This is a genomic window from Kribbella sp. NPDC051587 (assembly GCF_044453945.1).
In the GTDB taxonomy this organism is placed as follows: domain Bacteria; phylum Actinomycetota; class Actinomycetes; order Propionibacteriales; family Kribbellaceae; genus Kribbella.
On the sequence record NZ_JBITDE010000006.1, the window covers coordinates 1 to 14777 of the forward strand.

Below are 14777 nucleotides of genomic sequence, written 5' to 3' on the forward strand. Positions count from 1 at the left end.
GCGGCACCGGCTCACCGAAGTGTCACCACCAAAACCCCGAAACCGTCACCGATCTCTAGAACCAGAACTGTCACCGATGTCCTGAGACATAACATGATGGCGCTACTCTGACCGACGAAGTTCAGGAGATGTTGTGAAGCTGCTACTCACGTCCGGAGGCATTACCAACGCGAGCATTCGCGACGCGCTGGAAGCGATGCTGGGCAAGCCGATCTCGGAGTCCAACGCACTCCTGGTCCCCACGGCGCAGTGGGGCCACCCGATGCTGGGGCCGGCCACAGTGCGACGCACTGTGGCCGGCGAGCCCCCGTTCCTGCTGGCCAGCCTGGGCTGGGCCTCCGTGGGCGTCCTCGAGCTCACCGCCCTGCCCAGCATCGGCGAGGAGCGTTGGGTGCCATGGGTCCGAGAGGCCGACGTGCTCCTGGTGGACGGCGGCGACGCGACCTACCTCCATCACTGGATGCAGGAGTCCGGTCTGTCGAAGCTCGTCCCGTCGCTGACCGACACCGTCTGGGTGGGGCTCAGCGCCGGCAGCATGGTGATGACCCCGCGCATCGGCGACCGCTTCGTCAACTGGCCGTCCGCGCCGGACGACCGCGGTCTCGGCGTCGTCGACTTCTCCATCTACCCGCACCTCGACCACGAGTCCATGCCCAGCAACACCATGGCCGACGCGGAAAGCTGGGCCGCCGAGCTAGCCGCGCCGGCCTACGCGATCGACGACGAGACCGCGATCAAGGTCGTCGACGGGACCGTCGAGATCATCTCCGAAGGCCACTGGAAAGCCTTCCCCGCGTAGCTCTAGCGGGGTTCGTTCATCCGGGCTCGGAGGACGTCGAACTCGCAGCCGGGGGTGTTGGGGTCGAAGCCGTGCTCGATGAGCCAGCGGGAGGCGCTGAGGCTGCGCAGGGACCACCAGGCACGGACTACGTCGTGGTCGATGCCGGGTCCGTAGCCGACGGCGACCTCGGCCAGGCGATCCTCGTGTCCGAGCGTGAGGGTGGCCAGGTCGAACATGGGGTCACCTTGGCTGGCCTCGGACCAGTCGATGATGCCGGTGACCTCGTCCTGGTCATCGATGAAGACATGGGTGATCTGCAGATCGCCGTGGGCGAAGACCGGGGTCCAAGGGCGAAGCGCGGCCTGGGCGATCTCGCGGTTGTGGGTGACCAGGTCCGCGGGGAGGGAGCCGCTGGAGACGAGCCACTCGCACTCGGTATCGAGGCGGGTGGTGATCTCGTCGAGAGTCCTCCGGCCGGTCCACGGCGGAAGTGGTGCGTCGTGCAGCTTGCGGATAGCGGCGCCGGCTGCGGCCCACGCAGCCGGCGAGTGGGGTGACGGCGCGCCGAGCACGCCGAGCGCCGTACCGGGGACGGTGGCGAGTGCGAGGGCAGGTGGTTGCCGCCAGAGGATCGTCGGCGTCGGGACCGGCGCGAGCGCCATCGCCTCGACCTCGATGTCGAGGTTCCGCTGTTCGGAGTCGATCTTCACGAAGACCTCGCCGACGCGCAGCGTCACGCGCTCGCTATGGGCAACGACAACCTGGACCTCATCCACGGCGGCCATTGTTGCGGGGAGATCGGCCGGCGTCACGGCAATTACGACAGGGCCTGCAGGAGGGCGGCCAGACCGAGTGGGTCACGGCGAGCGATGTTGTGCCCGACGGCGATCTCGTGGACCTGCCAGCCAGGGTCGTTGCGCAGCCGCTCGGTCAGCTCCAGGAACGGACTGCCGGGCCACTCGCCGCCGCTGATATAGGTGCGCTGGTACGACGGGTTGGCCGTGTTGCGCAGCTTGATCGACTGGACGAAGGTCGCGAGGGACTGCGGTTGGGCGCGGGGGTCAAGTCCTTCAGGAACCGCGACCCAGCGACCGTCGCCACGAGAGCCCGCGATGAACATCTCGCGGAAGGGGTCGCTGGTGAGGGACCAGCAGGAGTCGCCGTCGTCGGGCACATAGGCGTCGATGAAGACAAGGTGATCGAGGCGGTCGCCGAGTCGGTCGGCAACCCCGGCGATCACCAAACCGGCGTAGCTGTGCCCGCAGAGCGCGATCGGGGTGTCGTCACTACCTTCGATGATCGCGGTGACTTGCTCGATGTGGTCATCGAGGTTGGGGACGCGGTCTGCTTCCACCTCGGCGAGCGTCACGGCCTCGACCTCGTGGCCCGCGCCGCGGAGCTCCGCAGCAACCTCGTCAAACACCCAGCCACCTTGCCAGCCGCCTGGCACCATCACGAATCTCACCGCGCCATCCTAGGCAAACGGCGGTCTAGCCGAGCCCGCAGCAACCTGTGCGTGGATCCACCCCCAATCCGCCCGGCCGCGCGCTTTGTGTGGATCTGCTGCCACATAGCGGCAGCGATTCCCCGCAAACCCGGCGCACCCCAACCCGGCGCCCTCAACCCGCCGTAACGTCCGAAAGACCGGAGGCGGGCTCTCCGATCGTTCGGACGTTGTGGGGGCTGGGGAGGCGTGGCTCCTAATGGAGGCGGGATTCGGCGAGCGTGAGCCAGTGGTCGACGTCGGCGGGTGTGAAGTGGCGGATTGCCCAGTCGGTCATGCGCAGGCTCATGTGTGCCCAGAGCGGGCGGAGAACGTCGGGCGGGAGGTCGTTGAGGATCGTGTCGAGCTGAGCGATGACGGCGGGGTCCTGTGGAGCGCCGTGCAGGCCGAAGCGCAGGGTGACGAGGTCGAGGCGGTGATCGCCGCGGCCGGCGCCGTCCCAGTCGATGATCCCGGTGAGCTTGCCGTCGAGTGTGAGCAGGTTGCCGGGGTGGAAGTCCACGTGTACGGCGTCATCGCCGGCGAGCGGACCGGGATGGGCGGTTCCGACGGCTGTGATCCAGTCGTCGAGGCGCGCCGTACGGGGGTTGTGTGACCTCAAGGGGCCGTGGAGGCAGAAGCCTGGGCCGTCAACGGTGAGGTAGAGGTCGAGGCTTGGGACCTCGGACTCGCCGCTGAGCAACCCGCGAAGGCTTTGGCTGAGGTCGAGAGCTTGGCCGAGGAGGTTCTCGTCGAGGGTTGCGATCGGTGCACCGGGCAACAACTCCTGCACGGTCGCGATCGCGGATTCGAGCTCCACCGCCAGCTCGGTGCGGGGGACCGGGAGCCCGGCGAGCCGAGCAGCCTCGGACACGGCCAGCGGGCCGGCTTGGTAGTCCTTCAGGTCGGTTCCGGGCCGCCACTTCAGCACCGACCGACGGCCGTCGTCCCAGCCCACGTAGGCGGCGCCGACCTCGCCGCCGGAGCACAGCCCTTTGACTTCGAGCAGTACGCCGGTCCGTTCCGCGACCTCCTGGACGACCGCGCCGACGTCCAGCCGCGCGACTCGGCTCCAGGTGGACGTCATGCTCCGACGCTATCCGATGGCGTCCTTGAGGCTGGTCGGGGTGACGGCGTCGGTGAGCAGTTGCTTGCCGTTCACGAACACCGCTGGCGAGTGCTCGAGCGGGAACTTGTAGGAGGCGTCGGTGACGCTGTTGAGCCAAGCGTCATACGAGTTCGAGGTCAGTTCCGCAGAGAACTTGCCCTCGGGTACGCCGAGCTTGTCGCCGAGCTCGATGAGTTGGTGGTCGGTCCAGGCCTTGGCGAAGTCGGCGTAGTACGCGCGGAGGAAGCCACGGCCCTTGCCGTTGGCGGCGGCCACCGCGAACAGATGCGATACCTGAGGCCGCACCTCGTTCGAGTTGAGCGGCCAGTAGGTGACGGTCGCGGTACCGTCCTGCAGCAGGGTGTCGAGCATCTGGCCGTTGGCCTTCTCGAACTCTGCGGCGCCCAGGTTGTCGAACTCCAGCCAGATGTCGATGGTCGCCTTCGCGCCCGGCTCGCCGAACGTGACTCCCTTACCCGCGGTCCCCGGGCCGGTGATCAGCGCGGGCTCGGGCCCCGCCTCGACGTGGACCGGTGAGTGCTCGCGCCAATAGCCGACGCCCGCGCCGGCAACGATCGCCAACACCAGCGTCGCCGCGATGACGGCGGCAGGGATCCACTGCAGCCGACCTCGCACCTGCGTTGCTGCGGCCCGGTCGACGGTGAACCAGAGCAAGGCCGCGCAGGCGACGCCGAGCAGAGCGAACGGGATCCCCTCAAGGGTGTAGCCGTACCGTCCTGAGCCCAGGATTGCTCCGACGGCCGCAATCGCGACGGCGGGCAGCAGCCCGAGCGGTCGTGGAGCTACGGCCGGTTGGCTCGCGACCGGCATCAGCCGGACGGCAACGGTGTACCAGAGACAGGCGAGGAGGGTTGCGCCGAGCGCGTCGCTGGCACGATGCCAGCCGAGGTTCTGGACGGCTGCCGCGATGAAGGCGAGCCAGAGGAGGCCGACGCCGGCGACGTACCGGCGCGCTCGTGGACCGGAGACGAGGATCGCACCGCCGACGACTCCGGCCGTGATGGCGACGTGGCCGCTGGGGAAGCTGGTTTCGATCAGCCCTTGCGACGGGTCGGCGAAGTTCGGGCGCGGCAGGATGAAGCGGTTGAGGGCGAAGGTGGTCGCCGCGGTGGCGACGGGCACGAACACGCTCGCGGCGGCGAGCCACCAGCGTCGACGGACGAGCGCGGCCAGGGCGATCAGCGCCACCCCGATGAAGAAGGTGAGCTCCTCGCCGCGGATCGGTGGCGGGCCGATCGAGTACTGGATCTGGCCGAGCCAGGTGTCGCTGCTGTATCCCCGGAGCAGGGAGTCTTCGAAGGTCTGGCCGAACGGAGTACAGACCGCGAGCAGGTACAGCGCCGCGAAGGCGATCACCAGCCCGATCGGCAACCGCATCCGCACGGCGAACTTCCTGGGCGGCAGGTCGGAGTTCACCGCCGGATCGTAGATGGCCCGTGTTACAGAACCGACTCAGTCGCGGAGGAACTCGGCTCGCCACCGGGTGGCCGTGGGATCGCTGGGGCTCGGGGATTCGTCGACCTCGATCAGCCGGAGGTCCGGGGCGGAGGCGAAGGACTCGATGGTTGCCCTGGTCAACGGCCAGGGCGGACCCTCGACCTCAGCATCAGGTTGACCTTCACGGCGAGCTGAGGCAATGACTACGAGCGTGCCCCCGGGGCCGACAAGCTCACCGACCTTCTGTACGGCGGTCGGCTGCAGGCTGATCGGCAAGGCCTGCACTGTGTAGATCTCCACGACCAGGTCGAACGCGTGGTGCCAGTCGGCCGGTTGGTCGAGGAGGTCGGCAACGACGTACTGGGTTTGGGAGTCCGGGTGGTTGCGCTGTGCGGTGTCGACGGCGGTGGGGGAGATGTCGAAGGCCGTGGTCTGGTAGCCGCGGTCGGCGACCAGCTCGGCGTCCCAGCCGGTGCCCGCGCCGATGACGACGGCGGTCTTCCCGTTGCCGTTCGGCTCGGAGGCCTCGAACCATTCGGTCAGCAAGGGGTTGGCCGTGCCGCGGTCCCACGGGACGACGGCCCGGCCTTCGGAGGCCGCGGAGTACAAGTCCTCGAACCAGCCGGTCGGGTCCTCACGGTCAAGACCAGCGCGGGCGATCCGTCGGGTGTGCACATCCGGGTCTTCACTCATCCGGCTCACCTTCTCCGTCGGTTGCGTCGAAGCCCTCGTGGATCGCGCGCACTGTCTGCACCGTATCGACCTGATCAGGTGTCTTGTCCTCGCGGTACCGCAGCACGCGGGCGAACCGCAGCGCCATCCCGGCCGGATAGCGCGGCGAGTTCTGGACGCCGTCGAACGCGATCTCGACCACGATCTCGGGCCGGATGTAGACGGTGTAGGAATCCTGCCGCTCGGCCAGCTCCTGGAACCGCTCGGTCTGCCAGCGCAGCAGCTCGTCGGTCAATCCCTTGAACGTCTTGCCGAGCATGACGAACTCGCCAGTCGTCTCGTCCCGGGCACCGAGGTGCAGGTTCGACAGCCAGCCGGTACGACGTCCGTGGCCCCACTCCGCCGCGAGCACCAGCAGGTCGAGGGTGTGGGTCTGTTTCACCTTCACCCAGCCAGAGCCGCGCCGACCAGCCTCGTACGGGACGGTCAGCGATTTCACCATCACGCCCTCGTGCCCCCGCCGTACTGCGTCGGCGAAGAACCGCTGCCCTTCGTCGGCGTCCTCTGTCACGAGGCGCGGAATGCGGCTCTCGGCCGGGATCAGCTTGCTCAGCCAGGCGTGCCGCTCGGCACCGTCGAGCCCGAGCAGGTCCTGCCCGTCCTGGTGCAGGATGTCGAAGAAGTACGGCGTGAGCGGCACCGACTCGGGTCCAGTGGCGGACCGAGTCGCTGTCCGGGAGCCGGTCACCTGGAACGCTTCCGGTCGGCCGTCCGGTCGCAACGCGATCAGCTCGCCGTCGAGCACTACCTGCTGAGCGTCGAGGGCTCGAACAGCTGTCACCACCTCGGGCACGCGAGCTGTGATGTCGTCGAGCGTCCGCGTGTAGACGACGACGTCATCGCCGTTGCGGTGCACCTGGATCCGGATCCCGTCCAGCTTCCACTCGAGCGCGGCTGGCGTACCGGTCTTGGCAAACGCCTCGGCTACCGTCGTCGCGGACTGCGCCAGCATCGGCTGCACGCCCTGACCGACCTGCAGCCCGAACTGCGCGAGCCCCGCCTCACCCTCGGTCAGTACGGCGACCGCCACCGGAGCCGCCGCTCCGCGCAACATGGTCGCGGCCCGGATCTTGTCGAGCGGGATCCCGGTCGCCCGCGCGACGGCGTCAGCCATCACGCCATCCAGCGCGCCTTGTCTCAGCTCGCCACCCACGAGCAGCCGCAGGAACGTCTGCTCAGCCTCGGTCGCCTGACCGAAGAGCGCGTCGACCGCCTCCCGTCGCCGCGCCTGCGAGCCCGCGCCGGAGATCTCCGCCAGCTCAGCGAACGCCTGGTCGACCGCCTCAACCGTGAGCGAAGGCTCGGCCGCCGGAGCGGGCGCGTCCATCAGCGTCCGCCACCCGACCCCGGTACGACGCTGGCGCAGCTCGCCCGACAGGTATGTCACCACGATCGCGGTCTCGACCGGCTCCGTGGCACGGGACAGCAGCGCGGCGATGAACTCGGCCTTCTTCAGCCGCGACCGGGTCCCGGCCAGCGCGGCGGACGTCTCGACCACCTCGGTGAGCAACATGAACCCAGTCTTACCCACCCCACCGACAGTTTCAGGGAGCCGGCGGAAGGTCGTCGAGGAAGGCGGTGGCGGGGGTGAAGAAGTTGGTACCGGTGACGGCGGTGGAGAAGTCGAGGATGCGGTCGTGGTTGCCTTCGGGCTCGCCGATGAACATCCGGTGCAGCATCAGTTCGGTGACGGCCGGGGACTTGGCGTAGCCGATGAAGTAGGTGCCGAACTCCTCGGTGCCGATCTGGCCGAACGGCATGTTGTCCCGGAGGATCTGCAACTCGTTGCCGTCGGCATCTTCGATGACGTTGAGGACGATGTGCGCGTTGGACGGCTTGGCGTCGTCGTCCAGTTCGATGTCGTCGAGTTTGGTCCGGCCGATCGCGAGTTCCTGCTGCTCGGTGGTGAGGGAGTTCCACGCCTTGAGGTCGTGCAGGTACTTCTGCACGATCACGTAGCTGCCGCCGGCGAAGTCGGAGTCCTCGGCACCGATCAGTACGGCGTCCTCTGCCTCGCTGCCGGCCGGGTTCTCGGTACCGTCGACGAAGCCGAGCAGATCGCGCATCTCGAAGTACTTGAAGCCGTGGACCTCGTCGACGACGGTGGCGGCATCGCCCAGCACGTTCATGATCTGGCGGGCGAGCTCGAAGCACTGGTCGAGGTGGCCGGCGCGGATGTGGAACAGCAGGTCGCCCGGCGTCGAGACCGCGTGATGGGTCGCGCCCTTGAGCTCGATGAACGGGTGCAGTTCCTTCGGCCGCGGACCGCTGAACAGCCGGTCCCACACGTCCGAGCCGATGCTCGTGACACACGACAGACCGCCGGACGGGACCCGGAAGCCAACCGAGCGAGTCAGCCCGCTGACTCGCTCAAGGAGGTCCCGCGCAGTCTCCTCGCCACCGTCCTCGATCTGTACGACGAGGAAGATCGCCGACCCGGTCAGCGGGGTCAGCACCGACTGCGGCAACGCTCGCGTCGCTGCTGCCGGTCCCGGGGTTGGATCAGTCACCACAGCGCTCTCCTCCGACCTGTACCTGACCTGCCACAGGCCCATCCTTACAGCCGGGAACAGGACTACTGCGCTTGGGCCGATCTTCTAGAGTCCTTGCATGCACCCGCACTCAGGCGAGCCGCGCCCCGAGGACACGCCCCAGGCCCCGCCCGGGCAGTACCCACCGCCTCAGAGCTACCCGCCGCCGCAGGGATATCCGCCGCCACAGGGATACCCACCCCCGCCGGTGCAGGGGTATCCACCTCCGCCGGGATACCCGCAGCAGCCCGGCTACCCGCCCCCGCCGTACCCGCCTGTCCAGGGCCACCCGGGATATCAGCAGCCGCCGGGCTATCCGCCGTACCAGCAGCCTCCGGGCTACCCGATGGGGCACCAGCAGCAGGTCTGGCCCGGCCCGCAGTGGCAGCCGATACCCAAAGGCCCGCGGATCGTCGGGGCCCCGGCCGGTACGCCGTTCCACCGGCTGGCGCGGACACCGAAACATGCCGCGTGGCGCTCCGTGGTGGGGACCATGACGCTGGGCATCGCCGTCTTTTTCGCGTCGCTCCTGGTCTTCGGCATCTGGTTCGGCATCCACATGCTCCTGGGCGGAGCAGAGCCGTCGCTGAGCAGCGACGGTACTCAGATCTTCGGCAACCCCACCGAAGACCTCGCCCTGAACCTCGTCCTACTCGGCGCGCTGATCCCGCTGGTTCCACTGACGGCCTGGCTCGTCCAGCGTCGCCCGGCCTGGAGCGTGGCGTCCGTCCTCAACCGCATCCGCTGGCGCTGGCTCGCGTGGTGCTGCCTACCGGCTGTCGGGTACGTCGTCCTGAGCTTCGGCCTCGGACTGCTGGTCGACCAGATCGTCCCGGCAGACGACAGTACGGCGGACAACGGTTCCTGGATCGGATTCGCCAAGTTCGTCGTACCGCTGTTGCTCGTCGTCTTCCTGGTCCCGTTCCAGGCGACTGCTGAGGAGTTCATCTTCCGCGGGTGGCTCATCCAGGCGGTCGGTTCCTTCGGCCCTGACAGTGCGGAGGGCCGGGCCCGTTGGGTGCGGGTGCTGTTCCGCTCGCCTTGGCCGGGCATCGTGATCGGTGGCGCCGCGTTCGTCTCGGCGCACGGCTATACCGGCTGGGCGATGCTGGACATCTTCCTGTTCGCGGTTCTGGCCGGCTGGCTGACCGTGCGAACCGGGGGACTGGAGGCCGCGATCGCTCTCCACGTGCTGAACAACTTCTTCGCGTTCCTGCTGCCGGCTGCTTTCGGTGGGTTGGACGACTGGGCCGACCAGGGCGGTGCGCCGTGGACGATCCTGCTGTCCGACGTCCCGAGCCTCGCGTTCGTGCTGTTTACCGTGACCTGGCTGGCGAAACGGCAGCGGATCGCCCGGGTCAGCGAAAACCAGGAGCGAACTGTCGGAGCTGTCTGACAGGGTTGCCGACGTGACGAAGACTGAGGCTGTTCTGTTCGACTGGGGTGGCACGCTGGCGACCTGGCACGAGGTCGACCTGCGCGCGTTGTGGCGGTCGGTGGCGGTGCTGATCGACGAGGAGCGTGCCGACGAGGTGGCTCAGCGTTTGGTGGACGCGGAGCACTCGATCTGGATGCGCTCGCGCGACCACCACCTCAGCAGCACGCTCGAAGAGGTGTGTCTGCTCGCCGAGGTGGAGATGACCGAGGCCGCCCACGCGGAGTACGAGCGCGGCTGGCATCCGCACACGGTCCTCGAGCCGGACGCACTGGAGACACTGCACGGGCTGCGCGAGCGCGGCCTCAAGATCGGCGTGCTGTCGAACACGATCTGGTCGCGGCGCCGCCACGAGGAGATCTTCGCGCGCGACGGCGTCCTGGAGCTGCTGGACGGCGCGGTGTACACGAGCGAGATCCCGTACACGAAACCGCACCAGGAGGCGTTCCTGGCGGCCATGAAGGCGGTCGGGGTCACCGACCCCGCGGCCTGCCTGTTCGTCGGTGACCGGCTCTTCGACGACGTGTGGGGTGCGCAGAACGTCGGCATGCGGGCGGCGCACATCCCGCACAGCGCGATCCCGGCCAGCCAGATCGGCCACACCGAAGGCACCCCGGACGCGACTGTGCATCGCCTGGCCGAGCTGCTGCCGCTGATCGACAGCTGGAACCAGCGCTAGGAACTAGAAAGACCCCCGGGCCAGGAGGGTGGCTCGGGGGTCCTTCGGAGGGGTTTCGGGGTACTGCTTACGCGGCCAGCGTCGGGTCGGCCATCAGCCGCAGCCGGCCCAGCGCCTCGCGCTCGATCTGACGGACGCGCTCGGCGGAGATGCCGTGCACGGCGCCGATGTCGGCGAGCTTGGCCTGCCGACCGTCGTGCAGCCCGTAGCGGCGCCGGATCACGTCGGCCGACCGCGGGTCGAGCTGATCGACCAGGCTGAACAGTCCGGACCGGTCGGAGGCGTCGGCCACCAGTTGGTCGGGTCCCGGCGCGGTCTCGGCCGCGATCAGGTCGCCCAGCGAGGTCTCACCCTCGTCGTCGATCGGGTTGTCCAGGCTGATGTGGTCCCGGCCGATGCGGATCAACTCCGTCACCCGCTCCTCGTCCAGGTCCAGCTCCGCCGCGATCTCTTCGACCTCCGGCTCCCGCCCGAGCTTGCGCTCCAGCGTCCGCCGCGCCGACCCGATCTGGTTCAGCTGCTCCACCACGTGCACCGGCAGCCGGACCACTCGGGCCTGCTGCGCGATACCGCGGGTGATCGCCTGCCGCACCCACCAGGTCGCGTACGTCGAGAACTTGAATCCCTTCCGGTAGTCGAACTTCTCCACCGCGCGGATCAGTCCCGTGTTGCCTTCCTGGACCAGGTCCAGCAGCGGCATCTGGGATCGTCCGTACCGGCGAGCGATCGACACCACCAGACGCAGGTTCGCGGTCACGAACCGCTGCTGGGCGCGCTGGCCTTCCTCCGCCAGCCACTCCAGCTCCTCCGCCGTGGCATATTTGGGCGCTCCGCCCTTCTTCCGTCCAACCCGCCCCTCGGCCAGCAGTTGCTCCGCGAGGAGACCTGCCTCGACCGTCTCAGCGAGCTCGACCTCTTCTTCAGCCGTCAGCAACGGGGTGCGGGCGATCTCTTCGAGATACAGACCAACACTGTCCTTGCCGTCGATACCGTCGTCCGTGCTGCGAACGCGAGTCATGCGAGCCACCGAAACTCCCTTCGTCGTTACATGGAGAGCAACGCTCGAGTGAGGTTCAAGATTCCATGGCAGTGTGTAAACTCCCTGAACTTTCCCTGAGAGTTCCCGGCGCGGCTCACCCTGCATTCCGGTACCCATCCGCACCGCTGTCAGCGTGATCGGACGGTCCTGAAGGGTTTTCCTCCGAACTCATCAGGTTCTGTCCAGCGGCTCGCCGCCGAAAAGCCTGAGAATCGGTTCAGAAAACCCCCGATCCGGCCCTCCTGATGTGTTGCACAACACACCGGATCGGGGAGATATTCCGCGACCAACGCTCAGTTTCCGGCCAGACCGAGGGTGTCCAGCTCCCAGGCGAGGCTGAACGCGACCTCGCGCCAGGCGTCGTACCGGCCGCTGCGTCCGCCGTGGCCGGCCTCCATCTCGGTCTTCAGCAGGACGTCGACGTTCCCGGCCGCCGTGGACCGGAGTTTGGCCACCCATTTCGCCGGCTCGACGAAGAACACCCGGGTGTCGTTCAGCGAAGTGATCGCGAGGATCCGCGGGTACTGCTGCGCGGTGACGTTCTCGTACGGCGAGTAGGACTTCATGTACGCGTACACCTCCGCGTCCTGGAGCGGATTTCCCCATTCCTCCCACTCGATCACGGTCAGTGGCAAGGACGGGTCGAGAATGGTGGTCAACGCATCCACGAACGGCACCTCGGCGACGATTCCGCCGAACGCCTGCGGAGCCAGGTTGGCGACCGCGCCCATCAGTAGGCCGCCGGCGCTGCCGCCCTGGGCGACGATCCGCTCGGGCCGCGTCCAGCCGGCCTCGACCAGGTGCTCGGCCGCCGCGATGAAGTCGGTGAAGGTGTTGCGCTTGGTCAGCGTCTTGCCGTTGTCGTACCAGTGCCGGCCGAGCTCGCCGCCGCCGCGGATGTGCGCGATCGCGAAGACGACGCCGCGGTCGAGCATCGACAGCCGCGGGATCGAGAACCACGGGTCCATCGAGCTCTCGTACGACCCGTAGCCGTAGAGCACGACCGGCGCGTTGCCGTCCTTGGCGACGTTCTTGCGCGCGACCATCGACACCGGGACCTTCGTGCCGTCCGGCGCGGTCGCCCACTCGCGGTACTGCGTGTACGCGCTGAGGTCGACACCGCCTAGCACAGGCTGCTGCTTGAGCAGTCGCCGCTCACCAGTCGCGACGTCCACGTCGTACGTCGTACCGGGTGTCACGAGGGAGGTGTAGCCGAAGCGGTACCGGGTGTCGTTCCACTCGTCGTTGCGGCCGGGGGAGACCGTGTAGATTGGCTCGTCGAACTCGAGCGCCTCGGGAGCGCCGAAGCCGTCCTCGGTACGACGCATGATCGCCAGCTCGGTGAGAGCGTCGCGACGGCGATACAAGATGACGTGATCGGCGAACGCGTCGGCGCCCAGCAGCCGGCTCGACTCGTCGCCCTCAATGATGGTCGTCCATTCACCGGGTGCGTCCAGCGAAGCCGTGGCCAGCGAGAAGTTCGCCGCGTCCGCGTTGTGCGTGATCAGCAGCCGGTCGCCCGCGTGCTCGACGTCGTACTCGACGCCCTCGCGACGCGGAGCGACGACCTTCAGCTCGCCGGTCGGGTCGTTCGCATCGAGCAGGTAGACCTCGCTCGTGAGCTTGCTGCCGAGCGAGACCATGATCGCCTGCTCGTTGCGGGTCAGGTCGACACCGACCCAGAACCGCTCGTCCGGCTCCTCGAGCACCAGTACGTCGTCCGTCGTACCGAGGGTGTGCCGCCAGATCTGGAAGGGGCGCCAGGCGTCGTCGACCTTGGTGTAGAAGATCGTCGAGCCGTCCGCGGACCACGCCGAGCCGTAGTGCACCTCGGGCAGCTCGTCGGGCAGCAGCTCGCCGGTGCTCAGGTCCTTGATCCGCAGCGTGAACCGCTCGTCACCCTTGAGGTCGACCGAGTACGCCAGCAGCCGGCCGTCGGGGGAGACGTCGACGGTGCCGAGGGAGAAGAACTCCGAATCGCCCGCGACCACGTTGCCGTCGAGCAGCACCTCTTCACCGGCGATCTCGGCGTCCAGCGCCGGCGGCTCGTCGCCGTTCACCTTGACCCGGCAGTGGATCCCGTACTGACTGCCTTCGACCGTGCGCGCGTAGTACCAGTACTCGCCGCGCCGGGCCGGCACACTCAGGTCGGTCTGCAGCGTGCGGTCCGAGATCTCGGTGAAGATTGCCTCACGCAACGATTCGAGGTGCGCCGTACGGGCCTCGGTGTACTCGTTCTCGGCCCGGAGGTACCCGAGCACCTCGTCGTCGGTCTTGTCCCGCAGCCACTCGTAGTCGTCGACGAACGTGTCACCGTGGTGGACACGTTCGATCGGCTTGCGGGCGGCAACAGGAGGCTCTACAGAGTTCAACTCGGACATGCGGGCGAGACTACCCGCCCCGGTGGGCGGTGCGCTGCGGGTCAGACGCCGTACGTCGCGACGACCGGCGCGTGGTCGCTCCAGCGCTCGGCGTACGTCGGTGCACGGTGGATCTCGCAGCCGATGGCCAGCTCGGCCAGGCCGGGGGAGGCGATCTGGTAGTCGATGCGCCAGCCTGCGTCGTTGTCGAACGCCTTCCCGCGCCAGGACCACCAGGAGTACGGGCCGGGTCCGTCGCCACCGAAGCGCCGGCCGAGGTCGACCCAGCCGGCCTCGAACAAGCGATCCATCCAGGCGCGTTCTTCCGGGAGGAATCCGCTCTTCTTGCGGTTCGCCTTCCAGGCCTTGAGGTCCTCTTCGCGGTGCGCGATGTTGAGGTCGCCGCACATCAGCACGTGTCGGCCGTCGGCGCGCAGCTCGGTGAGCCGAGCAGTGATCGCGTCCAGGAACGCGTACTTCTCCTCCTGCCGCGGAGGCGTCTCGAACTCGCCGGTGAAGACATAAGTGCTCACCGCCGTCAGCGTCGACCCGTCATCCAGTACGACGTCCGCCTCGACCCAGCGCCCAGTGTCGGCGAACCGCTCCGGCCCGACGTCGATCCGCACATCCTTGATCGGCCGCCGACTCGCGACAGCCACCCCGGCCCGCCCCTTGTGCCCGTCGATCGCCGGCTCCGCATGCGCGAGGTTCCAGTCGCTGCCGAGATGATCCCGCAGCACCTCGTCGGTCGCCCGAACTTCCTGCATCAGCAACAGATCCGGATCGGTCCGCTCCAGCCAAGGCGCCATCCCGCGGCGATAAGCGGCCCTGATCCCATTCACATTCACCGTAGCGACCGTCAGCACGCCCGAACCCTAACCCGAACCCTCGCCCCACCCACCTCCCGCCACGCGCCACATCCCGGCGGCGCGCACACCCACCAGTGGGCGTGAACAGGTCATACCTTGCGCACGCCCACCCCGTTCCTGTTCACACCCCGCGGACGGCGGCCGGCGCCCCCTCGGATGCGGCCGGAGATGTCGACGGTGGCTGATCACCGCTGTGGCCGATTGACAGAGGCGGGCGGCTCGGGCGGTCTTGGGCTGAGGGAGATGGTGCGGTCGCCGACCAGGGTTTCCGCTGCCTGAGCTCCCGGGCTTTGGTGCGGCCG

13 protein-coding genes are annotated in these 14777 nt (G+C 68.1%); 3 read left to right on the plus strand and 10 right to left on the minus strand.

Annotation, left to right across the window (positions count from 1 at the left end):
* Positions 1-133: 133 nt before the first annotated feature.
* Complete coding sequence (locus ACIA49_RS21865) at positions 134-799, plus strand: Type 1 glutamine amidotransferase-like domain-containing protein (protein WP_396379043.1); 666 nt, start codon at positions 134-136, stop codon at positions 797-799.
* Positions 800-801: 2 nt separating this feature from the next.
* Here the strand turns inward: ACIA49_RS21865 and ACIA49_RS21870 are convergent, their stop codons facing one another.
* From ACIA49_RS21870 to ACIA49_RS21900, 7 genes are all read right to left on the minus strand, one after another.
* Positions 802-1557, minus strand: coding sequence for a phosphotransferase family protein (locus ACIA49_RS21870; RefSeq protein ID WP_396379044.1), 756 nt, complete (start codon positions 1555-1557; stop codon positions 802-804).
* A gap of 41 nt (positions 1558-1598) precedes the next feature.
* Positions 1599-2246 (minus strand): alpha/beta hydrolase, encoded by a 648-nt coding sequence (locus ACIA49_RS21875; protein ID WP_396379045.1) that lies wholly within the window; start codon positions 2244-2246, stop codon positions 1599-1601.
* Between the two features lie 235 nt (positions 2247-2481).
* Positions 2482-3351, minus strand: a complete 870-nt coding sequence (locus tag ACIA49_RS21880) for a phosphotransferase (RefSeq protein WP_396379046.1) — start codon at positions 3349-3351, stop codon at positions 2482-2484.
* Positions 3352-3360: 9 nt separating this feature from the next.
* Positions 3361-4809 carry a phosphatase PAP2 family protein gene (locus ACIA49_RS21885; RefSeq protein ID WP_396379047.1) on the minus strand — a complete coding sequence of 483 codons (1449 nt, stop codon included), beginning with the start codon at positions 4807-4809 and terminating at the stop codon, positions 3361-3363.
* Positions 4810-4845: 36 nt separating this feature from the next.
* A complete protein-coding gene (locus ACIA49_RS21890) occupies positions 4846-5523 on the minus strand; it encodes a class I SAM-dependent methyltransferase (protein ID WP_396379048.1) in 678 nt (225 codons plus the stop codon).
* On the minus strand, positions 5516-7075 hold the full coding sequence (locus ACIA49_RS21895) for an ATP-dependent DNA ligase (protein WP_396379049.1): 1560 nt from the start codon (positions 7073-7075) through the stop codon (positions 5516-5518). The genes ACIA49_RS21890 and ACIA49_RS21895 overlap by 8 nt, the downstream gene beginning before the upstream one ends.
* 31 nt (positions 7076-7106) lie before the next feature.
* Positions 7107-8072 (minus strand): Dyp-type peroxidase, encoded by a 966-nt coding sequence (locus ACIA49_RS21900; protein WP_396379050.1) that lies wholly within the window; start codon positions 8070-8072, stop codon positions 7107-7109.
* Positions 8073-8172: 100 nt separating this feature from the next.
* On the opposite strand from ACIA49_RS21900, the gene ACIA49_RS21905 reads away from it, so the two are divergent.
* Positions 8173-9489 carry a lysostaphin resistance A-like protein gene (locus ACIA49_RS21905; protein ID WP_396379051.1) on the plus strand — a complete coding sequence of 439 codons (1317 nt, stop codon included), beginning with the start codon at positions 8173-8175 and terminating at the stop codon, positions 9487-9489.
* A 13-nt stretch (positions 9490-9502) separates the two neighbouring features.
* Positions 9503-10207, plus strand: coding sequence for an HAD family hydrolase (locus ACIA49_RS21910; RefSeq protein WP_396379052.1), 705 nt, complete (start codon positions 9503-9505; stop codon positions 10205-10207).
* 67 nt (positions 10208-10274) lie between these two features.
* On the opposite strand, the gene ACIA49_RS21915 is transcribed toward ACIA49_RS21910, so the two are convergent.
* The 3 genes from ACIA49_RS21915 to xth form a co-directional block, all read right to left on the minus strand.
* Positions 10275-11234 carry an RNA polymerase sigma factor RpoD/SigA gene (locus ACIA49_RS21915; protein ID WP_391544583.1) on the minus strand — a complete coding sequence of 320 codons (960 nt, stop codon included), beginning with the start codon at positions 11232-11234 and terminating at the stop codon, positions 10275-10277.
* Positions 11235-11539: 305 nt separating this feature from the next.
* On the minus strand, positions 11540-13627 hold the full coding sequence (locus ACIA49_RS21920) for a S9 family peptidase (RefSeq protein WP_396379053.1): 2088 nt from the start codon (positions 13625-13627) through the stop codon (positions 11540-11542).
* Between the two features lie 41 nt (positions 13628-13668).
* Entirely contained in the window at positions 13669-14472 is an 804-nt protein-coding gene (gene xth / locus ACIA49_RS21925; RefSeq protein WP_396379054.1) for an exodeoxyribonuclease III, read from the minus strand.
* Between the last annotated feature and the right edge of the window lie 305 nt (positions 14473-14777).

What these genes read in the sequence shown, in the direction of transcription:
- ACIA49_RS21905 (WP_396379051.1), top strand. Translation starts at nt 8,173, where the DNA reads ATGCACCCGCACTCAGGCGAGCCGCGCCCCGAGGACACGCCCCAGGCC.
- ACIA49_RS21895 (WP_396379049.1), bottom strand. Translation starts at nt 7,075, where the DNA reads ATGTTGCTCACCGAGGTGGTCGAGACGTCCGCCGCGCTGGCCGGGACC.
- ACIA49_RS21880 (WP_396379046.1), bottom strand. Translation starts at nt 3,351, where the DNA reads ATGACGTCCACCTGGAGCCGAGTCGCGCGGCTGGACGTCGGCGCGGTC.
- ACIA49_RS21890 (WP_396379048.1), bottom strand. Translation starts at nt 5,523, where the DNA reads ATGAGTGAAGACCCGGATGTGCACACCCGACGGATCGCCCGCGCTGGT.
- ACIA49_RS21920 (WP_396379053.1), bottom strand. Translation starts at nt 13,627, where the DNA reads ATGTCCGAGTTGAACTCTGTAGAGCCTCCTGTTGCCGCCCGCAAGCCG.